Source organism: Streptomyces sp. L-9-10, assembly GCF_004151105.1.
Lineage (GTDB): Bacteria > Actinomycetota > Actinomycetes > Streptomycetales > Streptomycetaceae > Streptomyces.
The window spans coordinates 583,052-600,902 of the sequence record NZ_PHRF01000095.1 but is presented as its reverse complement, the minus strand read 5'-3'; the positions used below and the strand labels follow the sequence as shown (position 1 = coordinate 600,902).

13 protein-coding genes and 1 pseudogene are annotated in these 17,851 nt (G+C 73.1%); 8 read left to right on the top strand and 6 right to left on the bottom strand.

Features of this window, described 5'->3' with window-relative positions:
- Positions 1–138: 138 nt before the first annotated feature.
- Entirely contained in the window at positions 139–1,071 is a 933-nt protein-coding gene (locus CU044_RS24120) for an alpha/beta fold hydrolase (protein WP_129770793.1), read from the bottom strand.
- Between the two features lie 411 nt (positions 1,072–1,482).
- On the opposite strand from CU044_RS24120, the gene CU044_RS24115 reads away from it, so the two are divergent.
- On the top strand, positions 1,483–1,974 hold the full coding sequence (locus CU044_RS24115; RefSeq protein WP_240045800.1) for a cobalamin B12-binding domain-containing protein: 492 nt from the start codon (positions 1,483–1,485) through the stop codon (positions 1,972–1,974).
- Between the two features lie 13 nt (positions 1,975–1,987).
- Here the strand turns inward: CU044_RS24115 and CU044_RS24110 are convergent, their stop codons facing one another.
- Both CU044_RS24110 and CU044_RS24105 read right to left on the bottom strand, forming a co-directional pair.
- A complete protein-coding gene (locus CU044_RS24110; protein WP_240045799.1) occupies positions 1,988–3,709 on the bottom strand; it encodes a DUF5691 domain-containing protein in 1,722 nt (573 codons plus the stop codon).
- A gap of 104 nt (positions 3,710–3,813) precedes the next feature.
- Positions 3,814–5,169, bottom strand: a complete 1,356-nt coding sequence (locus tag CU044_RS24105; RefSeq protein WP_193564053.1) for an SWIM zinc finger family protein — start codon at positions 5,167–5,169, stop codon at positions 3,814–3,816.
- Positions 5,170–5,300: 131 nt separating this feature from the next.
- Here CU044_RS24105 and CU044_RS24100 point away from each other — a divergent pair, with 131 nt between their 5' ends.
- The 6 genes from CU044_RS24100 to sucD all read left to right on the top strand — a co-directional run bounded on the left by CU044_RS24100 (position 5,301) and on the right by sucD (position 13,140).
- Positions 5,301–5,735, top strand: coding sequence for an MmpS family transport accessory protein (locus CU044_RS24100; RefSeq protein ID WP_129770792.1), 435 nt, complete (start codon positions 5,301–5,303; stop codon positions 5,733–5,735).
- Between the two features lie 196 nt (positions 5,736–5,931).
- Positions 5,932–7,047: an AAA family ATPase gene (locus tag CU044_RS24095; protein WP_129770791.1), complete on the top strand. Its 1,116-nt coding sequence runs from the start codon at positions 5,932–5,934 to the stop codon at positions 7,045–7,047.
- Positions 7,048–7,130: 83 nt separating this feature from the next.
- Positions 7,131–9,542, top strand: a complete 2,412-nt coding sequence (locus CU044_RS24090; protein WP_129770935.1) for a DUF5682 family protein — start codon at positions 7,131–7,133, stop codon at positions 9,540–9,542.
- Positions 9,543–9,550: 8 nt separating this feature from the next.
- Positions 9,551–10,780 carry a VWA domain-containing protein gene (locus CU044_RS24085; protein WP_129770934.1) on the top strand — a complete coding sequence of 410 codons (1,230 nt, stop codon included), beginning with the start codon at positions 9,551–9,553 and terminating at the stop codon, positions 10,778–10,780.
- Between the two features lie 252 nt (positions 10,781–11,032).
- A complete protein-coding gene (gene sucC, locus CU044_RS24080; RefSeq protein ID WP_129770790.1) occupies positions 11,033–12,208 on the top strand; it encodes an ADP-forming succinate--CoA ligase subunit beta in 1,176 nt (391 codons plus the stop codon).
- 20 nt (positions 12,209–12,228) lie between these two features.
- Positions 12,229–13,140 (top strand): succinate--CoA ligase subunit alpha, encoded by a 912-nt coding sequence (sucD, locus tag CU044_RS24075; RefSeq protein ID WP_129770789.1) that lies wholly within the window; start codon positions 12,229–12,231, stop codon positions 13,138–13,140.
- A 164-nt stretch (positions 13,141–13,304) separates the two neighbouring features.
- Here sucD and CU044_RS40225 read toward each other — a convergent pair whose 3' ends face one another.
- Entirely contained in the window at positions 13,305–14,189 is an 885-nt protein-coding gene (locus tag CU044_RS40225) for an RNA polymerase subunit sigma-70 (RefSeq protein ID WP_345790152.1), read from the bottom strand.
- A gap of 411 nt (positions 14,190–14,600) precedes the next feature.
- Positions 14,601–14,657, bottom strand: a pseudogene (locus tag CU044_RS40220) (hypothetical protein); the annotation flags it as partial.
- Positions 14,658–14,875: 218 nt separating this feature from the next.
- Here CU044_RS40220 and CU044_RS24065 point away from each other — a divergent pair.
- A complete protein-coding gene (locus tag CU044_RS24065; protein WP_129770787.1) occupies positions 14,876–16,738 on the top strand; it encodes a DUF6350 family protein in 1,863 nt (620 codons plus the stop codon).
- Here CU044_RS24065 and CU044_RS24060 read toward each other — a convergent pair.
- Positions 16,728–17,762: a hypothetical protein gene (locus CU044_RS24060; protein WP_129770786.1), complete on the bottom strand. Its 1,035-nt coding sequence runs from the start codon at positions 17,760–17,762 to the stop codon at positions 16,728–16,730. The genes CU044_RS24065 and CU044_RS24060 overlap by 11 nt on opposite strands.
- Positions 17,763–17,851: the final 89 nt, after the last annotated feature.

The window sequence follows — 17,851 nt, the reverse complement described above, 5'->3', positions numbered from 1 at the left end:
ACGGCGACAATCTTCGGCAGGTTTTGCGTTCCGTTGAAACGGGCATTCGGCCGTGTTTCGGCGGACGACGGGCGCAGACTTGGCCTTACGTTCGATAAACGTTCGAGACGGGAGAGGGATTTCGAAGAGTCTCGCGCGTCAGGCGACGGACGCCGGCCCGTCGAAACGGGGGTCGTCCTCCGCGGATTCCTCGGGCGCGAGGCCGGAGTTGACGGCGTCCAGGCTGGACTCGCCTATGAGTCCGGGGGATTCGAGCGCGTGCCGGATGCCGGCCGCGACTCCGGGGTGCACCGTCATGGCGAGATGCCCGACCCCGCTCACCAGTACGTTCTCCGCCTGAAGATCCGGATGCGTGATGCGCGCGGTAAGGGCCGGCGTCATCAGCTGGTCGAGATCGCTCCAGAAGCTCACGAACCGTGTACGGCAGCCGGGCGCGGGCAGCCGCAGCTCCTCGATCAGATCCGACCCCGGCCGCATCTGGCGTACGACGGGGTGGGCGTCCGCCAGCGGGACGACGGCCGTGCCTTCGTGCGGCGTGGCGATCGTGACCAGCGTGCGTACCTGTGAGTCACCGCCCAGACGCTGTACGTAGTACCGCGCGATCAGCCCGCCCAGGCTGTGTCCGATCACATCGACCCGGCGGTGGCCGGTGCGGGCACGGATCTCCTCGATATGGCGGCCCAGCTCCTCGGCGGCCGTACGGATGTCGCAGGTCAGCGGCGAGTAGTTGAGCGAGACGAGACGGGTCCAGCCGTGCCGGGCCAGGGAGCGGCGCAGCAGGACGAAGACGGACCGGTTGTCGACGAGGCCGTGGAGCAGGACGACGGGGGGATGGGCGCGGCCCTCGGTGGGCAGCTGGGCGGTTTCCGGCGGCAGGGGCTCGGCGCGCCGCTCCTGGATGATCCCGGCCGGGTAGAGGACGAGATGGCCGGTGAGCACCGCCAGGTCGAGCGCGTTGGCCCGGAGCGCGTCGAGCGCGTCGTCGGGAAGCGTGGCGTGCCACACACGGCCGGCCTGGCGCAGGAGCGGCGGAACGAAGGGAAAAAGCGGCAAGAACGGCGAAACCTTCATGGCCGACCTCCGAACGGCACCCGGGGGGCGGCTCTGGCCCCCGCGTGCCCTCACGGGGCGCCGCCCGGTGGGCCGATGGCTTCCGGCACGCCGAAGTGCCCGGGGCCGGTACACGCGAGCCGTGCCACCGCGCCGCGCGGCTGGCGGCACGGTGGAACGGCGCCCGTGTGGCGACTCCTTTTGCGGCTCCCCTTGTGGTCGTCCCCTACCCGGCCGGGTAGGCCGAGTCATGCCGGAACGACACAAAGCGAACATGTCCCACGTGTGATTTCCCCCTCGCGGACCTCCGCGAAACGGCCGCGTGCGGGATGCTGTGGATAACGTTCGTTCACCTCCGTGCGCCCGGTCCCGACCGGACCGGGGCGCGGGGACCCGTGCCAATGACAGTGCGGTCGGTATGTGGAGGCAGTAATGGGTGTGGCTTGGCATCCGGAGAACCAGGATCCGGGGAATCAGTCGCGGAGCCAGGACGGGACGACGAGCGGAGCGCAGGTGGCCGGCGGCCCGATCCGGGTGGTGGTGGCGAAGCCGGGACTCGACGGACACGACCGCGGCGCCAAGGTGATCGCGCGTGCGCTGCGGGACGCGGGGATGGAGGTCATCTACACGGGGCTCCATCAGACACCCGAGCAGATCGTGGACACCGCGATCCAGGAGGACGCCGAGGCGATCGGCCTCTCGATCCTCTCCGGGGCGCACAACACGCTCTTCGCGAAGGTCATCGCGCTGCTCAAGGAGCGGGACGCGGCGGACATCAAGGTCTTCGGCGGCGGCATCATCCCGGAGGCGGACATCGCCCCGCTCAAGGAGCTGGGCGTGGCCGAGATCTTCACCCCGGGGGCGACGACGACCTCCATCGTCGCGTGGATCAACGCCCACGTCCGCCGGCCCGCGGGCGCGTGAGGCGCGGCGCCGCTCACAGCGCCGTCGGTCCGGTGGACTGGTCGGGGTCGTCGGGGTGGCCGGGGCCGGTGAGCGCGGTGCGCCCGTCGAGTTCGGCCAGCATCGACGCGCGCAGACGCAGCGTGGAGACCAGCCGCCGGAAGGCTTCCGACCAGTAGCCGCCCGCGCCCGGTGACGCGTCTTCCGGCTCGTCCTGGGTCGCGGTGAGCAGCTCCAGCCGGCTCGCCTCCGCGGGGTCGAGGCATCGCTCGGCGAGCCCCATGACCCCGCTGAAGCTCCAGGGGTAGCTTCCCGCGTCCCGGGCGATGTCCAGCGCGTCCACGACCGCCCGGCCGAGCGGCTCCGCCCAGGGCACCGCGCAGACGCCGAGCAGCTGGAACGCCTCGGAGAGACCATGGGCGGCTATGAACGAGGCCACCCAGGAGGCCCGTTCGGCGGGCGGCAGCGTGGCGAGAAGCTTCGCCCGTTCCGCCAGCGACGAGGTGCCGGAGGTGCCGGGACCGGCGGCCGGGGAGGCGGCGGGGGCGCCCAGCAGGGCGGTGGACCACCGCGCGTCCCGCTGCCGTACGGCCGCCCGGCACCACGCGGCGTGCAGTTCGTCGGCCCAGTCGTCCAGGACGGGCAGTGCGACGATCTCCTCCGGGGTACGGCCGCCGAGCCTGGCGGGCCATATGGCCAGCGGGGCCGCCTCGACCAACTGGCCCAGCCACCAGGACCGTTCGCCCCGGCCGGCGGGCGGGGCCGGGACCACGCCGTCACGCTGCATGTCCGCGTCGCATTCGTGCGGCGCCTCGACCGTGACGACCTGGCCGCCGCCCGTACGGTCCATGCTCACGCACGTCGCCGCGCGGGCCGCCATCCTTCCGGCGAGGGCCGAGCCGGGCAGCGCGGAGAGCAACTCGGCGGCGGTATGGCGGACGTTGCGGCTGCGGTCCGACAGGGCCCGCTCCAGAAACGGCTCGTCCGTCCCGGACAGCCCCGTACGCAGCGAGTCGAGGAACATCAGCCGGTCCTCGGCGCGCTCCGTGTACCAGGTCGAGGCGAGCAGCGCCCGGGAAGCCTCCGCGTCCTGGGCGCGTACGGCGGCGAGCAGCGCCACCCGCTCGGCGAACAGGCCCTCCTCCCAGAGCAGTCGGACAGCGTTGCCGTCCTGTGGGTCGGGCAGCAGGGCGCCGCCGGACGCGCCCCGCAGCGCGAACTTCCACTCCGGGTTGAACCGCGCGAGCCAGAGCCCGCGCGGCCCGGCGAACGTCAGCGCCTGCGGCCGCAGATCGGTACGCGCGCGGGCCGCGTCGAGCAGCGCGGGCAGTACGGCGGCGGGCGCGCGATAGCCGTGCTCATTGGCGGCGGCGAGCCACTGGGGGAGCAGTTCGGTGAGGTCGGGGGCCGCGCCGCGCCGTCCTCCGCCGCCCGAGGATGTCGTCCGGTCGGCCAGCAGCTGGGTGAGCCGTCTTCCGGCCGCCTCCGGCAACGGTGCGCGGCCGTCGTGGGGCGCGGGCTCCGGGCGGTCCGCGGCGCGCGCCGGAAGGAGCCCCGCCCTGCGCCGTACGGTGTGCAGCGCGGCGGCGTCCAGCAGGGCCACCGGCGCCTCCTTGCCCGGGGTCAGGATCTCCGCGGGCGGGGTGCGGCGCTCCGTACCGAGCAGTGCGGAGGTGACGAGCCCTTCCCAGGGCGTCGTGACGCGGGTCGTGCCGGTGGGGCCGGCCGGGTCGATGGTGCGAGTCGTGTCCGTCATGAAGCCCTCCGTTGTCGGCGCGGGTCGGCCAGGTCCTGTCGAGACCGTCAGGTGAGCGGGATCTTCGGGGGAGCGGGGCCGGTGGGTGAGTGGTCGCGGGACCGTCAGGTGAGCAGGACCGGCCCGCGTACGTCCTCGGACCAGGCCGCGAGCGGCAGGAAGCCGCGGTGGCCGCACTCGCCGAAGACCGTCACAGGACCGCCGCCGGACAGCGCGGCCAGCTTCCACAGACCGGGCCGCGCGAGAGCCGAGCCCGTGATCGGCAGCGCGGATTCCCCGTCCGCGTCGGCCAGTTGCCAGCCGCCGCCCGGCGCCGGCACGGGTATGACCTCCGTCAGCGTCACCGGCCACGCGTCCAGCCAGGGATCCGCGCGCAGTGCCGCGCCGTACGCCTCGATCGCCGCTGTCGTGGAGCCGCCGGGCGGCGGTCCCGGGATCGGGGCCGGGGCGCCGAACTGCTGTCCCCAGTCGGCCCGTAGCTGCCCCCCGCCCCCGTGCGGGGTGATCTCCGCCTCCATCATCAGGCCCACCGGCAGCCCCAGCTGCGGGGAGCGCCCCGCCGCGCCGAAGGCGAGCACCAGCGCGGAACGCCCCGAGTCCCGTCCGTACAGCCGGATCCGGCGGGTCACGAGCTTGCCGTCCGAGGAGTCGTACTGGGCGAGGACCAGCCAGTGGTCCCTGACCGCCGGGCCGTCGGCCGGTGACGGGAGGCCGATCCTCGTACGGACCGTCGTCGCCAGCGGCTCCGGCAGCCGGTCGCGGCCGAGCCACGCCGTCGTCAGCAGATGCAGCAGCGCGGACTCCTCCAGCAGCCGCACCGGCCAGCCGGGTCCCGAGCCGGGGATCGCCCCCAGCTCCCGCACCCGGCCCGCGAGCCCCGGTGCCTGAGCGTCGACCATCCGGGCCGCCGTCTCCTCCCACAGCCCGTATCCCGACTGCTCCGCCGAGGCCAGCCCGCCGCGCAGCAGATCCGCCAGCCGCTGTTCAAGCTCCGTGGCGCCCGCGCTGATCCTGGTGGCCCTGCGCTCCGCCCTGCGCCGCGCGGCCTCGGGATCGGCCGGTTTCCCGGATCCGGCCGCGCCGGCTTCCCCCGCGGGCCGCTCCTCGGCCCGATTCCGGCGCCCTTCGAGCCATTCCGCGGTCCAGCCGGGCTCCTCCGCCGTCTCCGGCACGCTCCGCTCGTCCACCGCCCAGAGCAGCAGCAGCCCCAGCGCGTGCTTGCACGGAAACTTCCGGCTCGGGCAACTGCACTTGTAAGCGGGGCCCGTTGTGTCCACAATGGTCTGATACGGCTTACTGCCGCTGCCCTTGCACAGGCCCCACACGGCCCCCGCGGAGCCGCAGCCCGCCTCCGACCACGGCCCGGCCGTGCCCAGTTTGTTGCCCGCTTTCCGTGACGCGTCGTCAGGAGCCAGAGCGAGCACCTGTTCCGTCGTCCAGCGCACCCCCGTTTGATTCATGTCCACGACGTTAGAACGCCCCACTGACAATCGCTCTGACCTGCGTATTCAACGAACAACGGGCAGAATGACTTTGCCTTGCCTTTGCTATATCGTGCGAGCTTCCTATGCCACGAACCGGGGGATCACTCATGAACCGCACCGTCCGCGCCGCCCTCACCACCCTCGCCGTCACCGGCCTCGCGCTGGGCCTCGGCGCCTGCTCCGAGGCCGCGGAGCGGGTCGACAAGGCCGTGACCGACGAGGTCGACAAGGCCGTCAACGAGACCTACGAGGTCACCTACGAGGTCACGGGCAAGAACATCGACACGATCGACTACCACGGCGGGGGCGGCGAGGCCATGGAGCCCAAGATCGAGACGGTCGAGAAGCCCACGCTGCCCTGGAAGAAGACGGTCACGCTGCGCGGCATCATGCCGCCCGGCGTCATGCCGACCGCCCTGGACGCGGCCGGCGCCGAGGTCACCTGCAAGATCATTTACAAGGGCGAGGTCATCAAGGAGGAGACCGACGCGGGCAAGGCCGCGGCGGGCGGCTGCATCGCGGTCTCCCCGATCGCCGGCTGACGGTCGCGGGGCCGCGGGCACCGGGCAACGATCGCCGGGCGTCGGCGGCTGGGCAACTCCCCTCGTACGCGGGCGCGTCCGCGTACGCCCCGCCCCGCCCGCGACGCCCGCCCGGCCCCCCGCGACGACGGCCGATTGTCAGTGGCGTGGTGCACCGTGGATCTCACATCCGGTCGACCGATCTGGAGGGGGATCCATGACCATGCCCGAAACCACCGCGCCCGCCGGGACCGAGGAGGCGCTGCGCCCGCACGCCGAGGACGCGTTCGCCGACGAGCTGAAGGCGCTGGCCGCGGCCGACGACCGGCAGCGGCCCGTCAGGTGGCGGCTGTCGCCGTGGGCCGTGGCCACGTATCTGCTCGGTGGCACGCTCCCCGACGGGACGGTGATCACACCGAAGTACGTGGGGCCGCGCCGGATCGTCGAAGTCGCGGTCACCACGCTCGCCACCGACCGGGCGCTGCTGCTCCTCGGCGTGCCGGGCACCGCCAAGACCTGGGTCTCCGAGCATCTGGCGGCGGCCGTCAGCGGTGACTCGACCCTGCTCGTGCAGGGCACGGCCGGTACGCCCGAGGAGGCGATCCGCTACGGCTGGAACTACGCGCAGCTGCTCGCCCACGGCCCCAGCCGCGACGCGCTGGTGCCCAGCCCGGTGATGCGGGCCATGTCGGAGGGCATGACCGCGCGCGTCGAGGAACTGACCCGTATCCCCGCCGATGTGCAGGACTCGCTGATCACGATCCTGTCCGAGAAGACCCTGCCGGTCCCCGAGCTGGGCCAAGAGGTGCAGGCCGTCCGGGGGTTCAATCTGATCGCCACGGCCAACGACCGCGACCGCGGGGTCAACGACCTCTCCAGCGCGCTGCGCCGCCGCTTCAACACCGTCGTCCTGCCGCTGCCCGCCACCCCGGAGGCCGAGGTCGACATCGTCTCCCGGCGCGTCGACCAGATGGGCCGTTCGCTCGATCTGCCGACCGGACCCGAGGGCATCGACGAGATCCGCCGGGTGGTCACGGTCTTCCGTGAACTGCGCGACGGCGTCACGACCGACGGCCGGACGAAACTCAAGTCCCCCTCGGGGACGCTCTCCACGGCCGAGGCGATCTCCGTGGTCACCAACGGCCTCGCGCTCGCCGCCCACTTCGGGGACGGCGTGCTGCGGCCGGGCGATGTCGCGGCGGGCATTCTCGGCGCCGTCGTCCGCGACCCGGCGGCGGACCGGGTGATCTGGCAGGAGTACGTCGAGACGGTGGTCCGCGAGCGCGACGGCTGGAAGGACTTCTACCGTGCCTGCCGCGAGGTGAGCGCGTGACCACGACGCGCGCGCCGGGCGCGGCGAGCGGGGGCGCGGGCGCGGGTACGTCGGTCAGGAACGGATCCGGCGCGGGCGGACCGCTGCTGCTCGGGGTCCGGCATCACGGGCCGGGGTCCGCGCGTGCGGTACGGGCGGCGCTCGACGCGGCGGCGCCCCGCGTCGTCCTCATAGAAGGCCCGCCCGAGGGGGACGCGCTGCTGGCGCTCGCCGCCGACGAGGCGATGCGACCGCCCGTCGCGCTCCTTGCGCACGCCGTGGACGATCCGGGGCGCGCGGCCTTCTGGCCGCTGGCCGAGTTCTCCCCGGAGTGGGTCGCGATCCGCTGGGCGCTGGCGCATGACGTACCGGCCCGGTTCATCGACCTGCCGGCGGCACACTCACTGGCGCTCGCCGCGGCGGACGACGGATCCGCCGACGTCGGCGTCCATGCCGACGAGTCCGAGTCCGAGTCTCAGTCCGTGTCCGTGTCCGAATCCGAGGGCGAGGGCGAAGGCGACGGATCCCGGGACGACGAGAGCGTACGGATCGATCCGCTCGCCGTCCTCGCCGAGGCCGCCGGGTACGACGACCCCGAGCGGTGGTGGGAGGACGTCATCGAGCACCGGGGACCCGACGGCGCGGACGACCCCTTCGCACCGTTCGCGGCGGTCGCCGAGGCCATGGGCGCGCTGCGCGAGGAGTACGGCGACGGCGGACCCCGGCGCGATCTCGTCCGCGAAGCCCATATGCGTCTCCAGTTCAGGACCGCGCGCAAGGAGTTCGGGGACGACGGCGTCGCCGTGGTCTGCGGCGCCTGGCATGTGCCCGCGCTCGGCCGGAAGACCACCGTCGCCGCGGACCGCGCGCTGCTGAAGGGGCTGCCCAAGGTCAAGACCGGGATGACGTGGGTGCCCTGGACCCATCGCAGGCTCGCCCGGCACAGCGGCTATGGCGCGGGCGTCGACTCGCCCGGCTGGTACGGACATCTCTTCGGCGTGCCCGACCGCCCCGTGGAGCGCTGGCTCACCAAGGTCGCCGGCCTGCTCCGGGAGGAGGACAGGACCGTCTCCTCCGCTCATGTCATCGAGGCGGTACGGCTCGCCGAGACACTGGCCGCCATGCGCGGGCGTCCGCTCGCCGGTCTGACCGAGACCACCGACGCGGTCCGTGCGGTGATGTGCGAGGGATCGGATGTGCCGCTCGGCCTCATCCACGACCGGCTCATCGTCGGCGAGGTGCTCGGCGAGGTCCCCGACACGGCCCCCGCCGTGCCGCTCCAGCGCGATCTCACCGCGCTCCAGCGCACACTGCGGCTCAAGCCGGAGGCGCTGGAGCGCGAGCTGGATCTGGACCTCCGCAAGGAGCTGGACGCCGAGCGCGGCAGGCTCCTGCACCGGCTGCGGCTGCTCGGTATCGACTGGGGCGAACCGCTCGTCGCGCGGCCGAGCACCGGCACGTTCCGGGAGAGCTGGCGGCTGCGCTGGGAGCCCGAGCTGTACGTACGGGTCGCCGAGGCCGGCGTATGGGGCACGACCGTGCTCTCCGCCGCCACCGCCAAGGCCGGGTCGCGGGCCCTCGCGGCGACCGCGCTCGCCGAGATCACGGCGCTGGCCGAGCGCTGTCTGCTGGCCGCGCTTCCCGACGCCCTGCCCGTGGTGATGCGGGCCCTCGCCGACCGCGCCGCGCTCGACGCCGATGTCGGCCGGCTCGCCCAGGCACTGCCCGCGCTGGCCCGCTCGCTGCGCTACGGCGACGTGCGCTCCACCGACACCGGGGCGCTCGGCGATGTGGCGGCGGGGCTCGCCGAGCGGATCTGCGTCGGGCTGCCGCCCGCCTGCGCCGGGCTCGACGCGGACGGAGCGGCCGAGATGCGCGGATATCTCGACCGCGTCCACACGGCGATCGGCCTCCTCCCGGACGGCCACGGCCGGGATCTGGCCGGGCGCTGGGGAGCCGTCCTCCGCACGCTCGCGGGACGGGACACCGTCCCCGGGGTGATCAGGGGCCGGGCCGCCCGGCTGCTGCTGGACGACGGACGGCTCGCCGAGGACGAGGCCGCGCGGTTCATGGGCCTCGCGCTGTCGCCCGGCACCCCGCCGACCGACGCCGCGGCCTGGATCGAGGGCTTCGTCGGCGGAGCGTCCGGGACCGGGCGCCCGCAGGCGGCGAGCAGCGCGGGAGGCATGCTCCTGGTCCATGACGAACGCCTCCTCGGCCTGGTGGACGCCTGGCTGACCGGGGTGTCGGCCGAGGCGTTCACGGATGTGCTGCCGCTGCTGCGCCGCACGTTCTCCGCGTACGAGCCGGGCGTCCGGCGCACGCTGGGCGAGCTGGTCGGACGCGGGCCAGCGAACGGCGGCCCGGTGGCACCCGAGGCCGCCGCGCCCGGCTTCGGCCCCGGGCTCGACGAGGCGCGCGCGGACGCCGTATTGCCGGTGCTCCGCCTGCTGCTGGGAGCCGAGGGCAGCGGCGGCGCCGACAACAGCGACGATCTTCTGGAGGCGACGGGATGAGCGACGGGATGAGCGGCGGTATCGGCATCGACGGCATCGGCAACGGCATCGCGACCGACAGCACCGCCGCCGACGAGCGGCTGCGCCGCTGGCGGATGGTGCTCGGCGGGGAGAGCGCCGACGGGACGGGATGCGCGCTCACCGGCCGGGACGCCGCGATGGACGGCGCGCTGTCCGCCCTCTACGGCACGGGCAAGGAGAAGGGCGACGCGGGCGGCACCAACCGCTCCGCCGGCCTCGGTGCCTCCGCGCCCTCCGTCGCCCGCTGGCTGGGTGACATCCGTACGTACTTCCCCAGCTCCGTCGTCCAGGTCATGCAGCGCGACGCGATCGACCGGCTCGGGCTCGCCGCACTGCTCCTGGAGCCGGAGATGCTGGAGGCCGTCGAGGCGGACGTCCATCTCGTCGGCACACTGCTGTCGCTCAACAAGGCGATGCCCGAGACGACGAAGGAAACGGCGCGCGCGGTCGTGCGCAAGGTGGTCGCGGACATCGAGAAGCGGCTCGCCACCCGCACCCGCGCGACACTGACCGGCGCGCTCGACCGGTCCGCGCGCCTCAGCCGGCCGCGCCACCGGGACATCGACTGGGACCGTACGATCCGCGCCAACCTCAAGAACTACCTGCCGGAACACGGCACGGTGGTCCCGGAGCGGCTGATCGGTTACGGCCGCGCCGCGCAGTCCGTGAAGAAGGAGGTCATCCTCTGCATCGACCAGTCCGGTTCCATGGCGGCCTCCGTCGTCTACGCCTCCGTCTTCGGCGCGGTCCTGGCCTCCATGCGCTCCCTCGCCACCCGGCTCGTGGTCTTCGACACCGCCGTCGTCGATCTCACCGACCAGCTCGACGACCCCGTCGATGTCCTGTTCGGCACCCAGCTCGGCGGCGGCACCGACATCAACCGCGCGCTCAGTTACTGCCAGTCGCGGATCACCCGGCCCGCCGACACGGTGGTCGTACTGATCAGCGACCTCTACGAGGGCGGGATACGCGACGGGATGCTCAAGCGGGTCGCGGCGATGAAGGCGTCGGGCGTGCAATTCGTGACACTGCTCGCGCTGTCCGACGAGGGAGCGCCCGCGTACGACCGCGAGCACGCGGCGGCCCTCGCCGCGCTCGGTGCGCCGGCCTTCGCCTGCACCCCCGATCTCTTCCCCGAGGTGATGGCGGCGGCGATCGAGAAGCGCCCCCTTCCCATACCGGACAAGGAGCTGCCGAACGGGGCGATCTCCCGGTGACGCGGAAGGCTTCCGGGGTGGGTGTGACGGGTATCACCGCTCTGTGACAGGTATCACCGCTCATCTGTGATCTGCGATTTAGGGACCTACCGCCCACGGGGATAACCTGCGAGACGGACATGCCGCGTACCGGACAGCGAGTACGCCTCCCTCTGTGACAGCGCAGTCACGTTGCCCTTCGCGGCACGCCCACGCAGACAACGAACCCGCGATCACCAGGCTGCGGTTTAAAAGACAAAGGGACGGACACGCGTGGACCTGTTCGAGTATCAGGCGAGGGACCTCTTCGCCAAGCACGGTGTACCGGTGCTGGCCGGTGAAGTCATCACGACGCCTGACGCGGCTCGCGAGGTGACCGAGCGGCTCGGCGGCAAGGCCGTCGTCAAGGCGCAGGTCAAGGTCGGCGGGCGCGGCAAGGCGGGTGGCGTGAAGCTGGCCGCCGACCCGGCGGACGCCGTCGAGAAGGCCGGTCAGATCCTGGGCATGGACATCAAGGGCCACACGGTCCACAAGGTGATGCTGGCCCAGACCGCGGACATCGCGGAGGAGTACTACGTCTCCTTCCTGCTGGACCGCACCAACCGCACCTTCCTGGCCATGGCCTCCGTCGAGGGCGGCGTGGAGATCGAGGTCGTCGCGGAGGAGAACCCCGACGCGCTCGCCAAGATCCCGGTCGACGCCAACGAGGGCTGCACGCCCGAGAAGGCCGCCGAGATCGTCGCCGCCGCGAAGTTCCCGGCCGAGATCGCCGACCAGGTCGCCGACGTCCTGCAGAAGCTGTGGACCGTCTTCATCAAGGAAGACGCCCTCCTCGTCGAGGTCAACCCGCTGATCAAGTCCGGCGACGGCAAGATCATCGCGCTCGACGGCAAGGTCTCGCTCGACGAGAACGCCGACTTCCGCCAGCCCGAGCACGAGGCGCTGGAGGACAAGGCCGCCGCCAACCCGCTGGAGGCCGCGGCCAAGGCCAAGAACCTCAACTACGTCAAGCTCGACGGCGAGGTCGGGATCATCGGCAACGGCGCGGGTCTGGTCATGTCGACCCTCGACGTCGTCGCGTACGCCGGTGAGAACCACGGCGGCGTGAAGCCGGCCAACTTCCTCGACATCGGCGGCGGCGCCTCCGCCGAGGTCATGGCGAACGGCCTGGAGATCATCCTCGGCGACCCGGACGTCAAGTCCGTGTTCGTCAATGTCTTCGGTGGCATCACCGCGTGCGACGAGGTCGCCAACGGCATCGTCCAGGCTCTCGAACTGCTCAGGACCAAGGGCGAGGACGTCACGAAGCCGCTGGTCGTGCGTCTGGACGGCAACAACGCGGAGCTGGGTCGCAAGATCCTGTCCGACGCCAACCACCCGCTCGTGCAGCGCGTGGACACCATGGACGGCGCGGCCGACAAGGCCGCCGAGCTCGCGGCTGCGAAGTAAGGGACAGGGACTCCAACACCATGGCTATTTTCCTGACCAAGGAAAGCAAGGTCATCGTCCAGGGGATGACCGGCGCCACCGGCATGAAGCACACCAAGCTCATGCTCGCTGACGGCACCAACATCGTCGGCGGTGTGAACCCGCGCAAGGCCGGCACGTCCGTCGACTTCGACGTCGTGTCGGAGACGCGCGAATCAAGCACAGTTTCCGTACCGGTCTTCGGCTCCGTCGCCGAGGCCATCGAGAAGACCGGCGCCGACGTGTCCGTCGTCTTCGTGCCGCCGGCCTTCGCCAAGGCCGCCGTCATCGAGGCCATCGACGCCGAGATCGGTCTGGCCGTCGTGATCACCGAGGGCATCGCGGTGCACGACTCCGCCGCCTTCTGGGCGTACGCGGGCAGCAAGGGCAACAAGACCCGGATCATCGGCCCGAACTGCCCCGGTCTGATCACCCCCGGCCAGTCCAACGCGGGCATCATCCCGGGCGACATCACCAAGCCCGGCCGGATCGGTCTCGTGTCCAAGTCCGGCACGCTGACCTACCAGATGATGTACGAGCTCCGTGACATCGGCTTCTCCTCGGCCGTCGGCATCGGTGGCGACCCGGTCATCGGTACGACGCACATCGACGCGCTCGCCGCGTTCGAGGCCGACCCCGAGACCGACCTGATCGTGATGATCGGCGAGATCGGCGGCGACGCCGAGGAGCGCGCGGCGGACTTCATCGCCAAGAACGTCTCCAAGCCGGTCGTCGGCTACGTCGCGGGCTTCACCGCGCCCGAGGGCAAGACCATGGGCCACGCCGGCGCCATCGTCTCCGGCTCCTCCGGCACCGCCCAGGCGAAGAAGGAGGCCCTGGAGGCCGCCGGCGTGAAGGTCGGCAAGACGCCGACCGAGACGGCCGGGCTCGCCCGCGCCATCCTCGCGGGCTGAGCATCCGCCTCCCGTAGGGCGGTCTGCCGAGGCCGGTCTCCCGTGGACCCGTCTGCCGTAGGCCGTCTCCACAGGCGTCTTCCGCAGGTCTGTACGGCACCACGCGCGTGGGCCCGCACCCTCTCCCGGGTGCGGGCCCACGCGCGTTCCCGGCCGGCCGCCGGTCAGAGCGGTTGCGGTACGAGCCGGTGGGGGCCGGTCGCCGGTGCGCGGCGGAGCTTGTCGCGCAGCATCATGTCCTGCTTGCTCAGCCGGGGCGGACCGCCGGTCACCGGAACACCGCCGACCCGCTCGCCCGGCGACGGCCTCGGCTCGTACCGCGTCGGCGCGGTGGCCAGGGTGAACCCCGTCGCCCCGACGATCAGCACGGTGAAGGCGATGGCGGCCCGCGTCCAGAACCGGGCCCGCCGCTCGCAGCCGGACCTCACGGCGGGCGCCTCCCCGAGCGGCGGTGGCGTCGTCGCCCGGACGAGCGTGCCGAGCCGCTCCTGAAGCAGCCGCGTGTCGGTCAGTTCGGGCAACCGCGCGGCGACCGCCTCGCGCGCGTTCAGCAGCCGGTGGGCGGTGGCCGGGGTGCTCGCCTCGGTCTCGGCCGCCGTCTCCGGCAGATCGAGGCCGAGCCCGTCGTAGAGCAGCAGCGTGCGGCGGTACGACGCGGGAAGACTCAGCAGCGTCTCGCGCAGCGCCCGCTGATCGGGTTCTTCCTGTTCGCGCGCGACCGGATCCGGGCGCTCCCGGGGGCTGCGCAGCCGGTGCCAGGGCGACATCGCGTACTCGTACGCGGTGGCCCGCAGCCAGCCCGCCGGGTCCCGGTCCACCGCGACCTCGGGCCAGTGCGCCCACGCGAGATGGAAGGCGCGCTCGACGGACCTCTGGGACAGGGCCCGCCGCCCGGTGAGCAGATACGCCTGGCGTACGAGGACGGGCGCGGTGAACGCGTACAGGGCGTCGAAGGCCTCGTCGGGCGTGCGGGGCTCGATCCCGACGGCGGGAGGGTTGGGCCAGTCGGTGTTGCGCACATCAGGGGCGGGCGCACCCGATCCGGTCATGCTCGCTGTCGCCGCGCTCGCCGGCACCCGGTTCGCTGTCGCCGTGTTCGTGCGCGCGTTCGCCTTCGCCCTGCGGCCGGGCCCGGCGGTGCTGGTCGCGGGTCGCGGTGCGGCACCGGCCGCGGGCGCCGGGGCGGCCCTCGCCGTACCCGCGATTCTCGCCGTACCCGCGGCCCTCGCTGTCCCGGCGGCTCTCGCTGCCCCGGCGGCCCGCGCCGCACCCGTGGTCCTCGTGGGCGTGGATGGACTCCTGCTCCGCGCCGCGGACCGCTGCGCGGCCGCTCTCGCGGCCTCCCTCCTGGCCCGTTCCTCCTGCTCCGCGTTCTCCCGGAGCTCCGCCGCGATCCCGGCCAGCAGCCTCGCGTACAACTCCCCTTTGCGTCCGCGCGGAGCCCTGCGCCCGGTTTCCCAGGACCTGAGCGTCGACCGTGTGACGCCCACCGCGGCGGCGGCCTGTTTCTCGGTCATCGGCTTCGACTCGCGCAGTCTTCGCCGCTCTTCGGGGGCGGGCAGCGACGGGGCGCCGGCCCTGGTGCCTCGTGCGGTGCTCTGCGTGGTCTTCTGCGTCATGTGGGGCTCCCCGCAGCACGGTTCTGGGCAATAAAGCGCATAAACGTATATTGGGCGACACGGCGACTATTCGCCTGTTGCGCGAATTAGATGCGCGTCATGGGCAGCATGACGTCGTGACCCAATTGACCGAACACAGTGCGCCGTTGTCCTCGGCCGCGGCCCTTGAGCGTGGTAGGGCCGCGACGCTCACCTCCGCCGTACTCCGCGGAGCCTTCGCCGCGGGCCTGGGGCTCGGCGCGATCGCCGTGCTGGTGATGGCGATGTGGATCACTTCACCGTTCCCCGACAGCGGTGCGGGCGGCGCTCTGCGTATCGCGGCCGGGCTCTGGCTGCTGGGCCATGGCGTCGAGCTGGTGCGCCCGGACACCCTCTCCGGGAATCCCGCGCCCATCGGAGTCGTACCGCTGCTCCTAATGGGTCTGCCGGCCTGGCTGGCGTACCGCGCCGCGCGGGACGCCCTCGAACCCGACGAGGGACGGCCCCAGCTCACCGGGCTCGGCGCCGTATGCACCGTGTCGGGGGGATATCTGCTGGTCGGCGCCTCCGCCGTGCTCTATGCCGGGGGCGGCGCGCTCACCGCGCATCCGCTGCGCGCGGCGCTCACGCTGCCCGTGCTGACGGTGCTCTCGGCGGCGGCCGGGGCATGGACGGCGCACGGATGCCCGCGCCTCCCCCTGCCACAGGGGCTGCCCGGGGCGGTACGGAGAGCGCTGGCCCAGACGTTCTGGGCGCCGGCCGGGCGGCGGGGGGTCGCCGTCGCGGGGCGGTCGGGCGCGGCGGCCTGCCTGCTGCTGGTGGGTGGCGGCGCGCTCCTGGTCGGGGCCTCGCTGGTCTGGCACGGAGATCCGGCACACACCTCGTTCGTCCAGCTCGCGGGGGACTGGTCGGGGCGGGTCGCCGTGCTGCTGCTGGGGCTGGCGCTGGTGCCGAACGCGGCGGTCTGGGGCGCCGCGTACGGCCTGGGGCCCGGCTTCGCGCTCGGTACGACAGCGACGGCCACACCGCTCGGGGTCGTGGGCACCCCCGCGCTGCCGTCGTTCCCGTTGCTCGCCGCCGTGCCGGACGGTCCCGGCACGCCGCTGAACTGGGCCGCGGCCGGTGTCCCGGCCGTCGCGGGGCTGGCTGTCGCCTGGTTCACGGTACGGGTGGCCGCGCCCCCGTTCGCCCTGCGGGAAGAGGCGTGGAGCGCGCGGGGGACGGCGCTCACGGCGGCGCTCGGGGGCGTGGTGTGCGCGGGGCTGACGGCGGTCCTGGCGGGGCTCGCGGGCGGACCACTGGGGAGCGGAAGGCTGGCGGCCTTCGGCCCCGTGTGGTGGCTGACGGGCGCCGCGGCGCTGGCGTGGACGGTGGCGCTCGGCGTACCGGCGGCGCTGCTGCTGCGGCTCTGGCGGCTCCGGGAGCGGCGCCCGAAGGACCTGCCGGCGGCCGAACCACTGCCCGCGACCGGGGCGGGCGACCGGACCGCGACCGGGGCGGGGTCCGGGGGCACGGAATCCGGTACTCCGGAAGGGGCGTGGTGGCGGGCACCCTGGCGGCGACCGGCGGGACGGCGTGGTGCGGGCGCGGCGGCGCCGGGTCCACGCGCCGCGTCGGAGGGGGGAGAGGCGATCGGCGGCCTGGACATCCTGGACGCGCTGGACGTGGCGAAGGCCGGGGCGGGCGCGGGTGCGGGGGGTACGACAGGTGCGGGCGGTGCGAGTGGCACCGGCAGTCCAAGTGGCACGGGCGCTACGGGCGCTACGGGAGCCGGGGCGCAGGAAGCGTTCGATCCCGATTTCGAGCCGTACGACTTCCTGCCGGCCGAGGCCTGGCACGAGCGCGGTGCGCGGGAGGCGCGTTGGGCGGCGTTCAAGGAGGCGTCGGGTGGTCTGATGGCAGACTTCCCGGCCACGCCGGGGCCGCTCACGGCGGAGCCGCCCTCCCTGAGGAAAGGCGGCTCCGACACGGACGAGGATCCGGGAGGGACTACTCCTTGACGCCGAAGACCGGCACCAGCGAGTCGGGCAGCAGGTCGTTGCAGGAGAGCTGGCCCGTCGTCGTCAGGGCGTCGTTCACGCACGTGTAGTAGTCGCGGTAGACCAGCTGCACGGTGAACGTCGTGGCCACGATCGCCAGGGCGATGACGGCCGTCACCAGCCCGCTCACCGCCGCGGAGGTCTGCGGCCTGCTCGACGTCGCGACGGGCGCTCCGGCCTGTCCCGCCTGTGCCGTCTGCGTCAGCTGTCCCTGCTGTCCCGTCGTGGTTCCGCCCGCCCGCACCGCCGCCGCGGACGAGCCGTCGGCCGCCGTGCCGTCGGTGTCCGACGACGGCCTCCTGGTCTTGTTGCGCAGCGAGCTGATGCCCCAGTACAGCGCCAGCGCCCCGAGCAGCAGCGCGATCTCCGGGAAGTCGAAGAGCGCGAAGAAGAAGGCCCACATCCCGGCGAGCAGTGCGTAGCGGGCGCGGCGCTGGGCCGGGTCCGTCGGGTCCCAGCGCAGTCCGCCCCGGCCTCCGTCGGGCCCGTCCTTGCCGGAGCCCTGGCCGTTCTGTCCGTTCTGGCTGCCCGGCCTGCTGCCGAAGCCGCCCTGGGAGCGACCGGGCTGACGGCTGCTCCACTGACTGCCCCAGCCGCCTCGCCCCGAGCCGGAGCCGTCGTTCGACGCGTCACCGCCGTGCTCGGGACGGCGGGGCTGCCACGGCTGGTCGGGCCTGCCCTCGGGCGGCGGCGCGAACGGATTGTCCTCGCCGGAGCCCGGCGCGGACGAGCCCGGCGCGGACGAGCCCGGTGAGGAAGACCCGGAGGAGGACGAGCCCGGCGAACCGGCGCCCGAGGACTCCGGCCCCGCCGTCCCGGAGGTCCCTGGAGTCCCTGGTGTCCCGGAGGTCCCGGGGGCGTCCGTCCCGGAGTGCCCGGAGGCACCGGAAGGCCCGGTGGAAGAGGACTGGCGTTCCCGCGGCAGCAGCACCGGCCCAGAAGGCTGCGGGAGGTGGAGTGCCGTGCGGCGGCGTCGGTCCGGCATCAGGTGAACGTCTTCCCCTCAGACCCAGTGCGCGGGGGTCTTGTCTCGTATGGTCCGTCCCGGAGACGAACCCTGTCCCCAGACGCTAC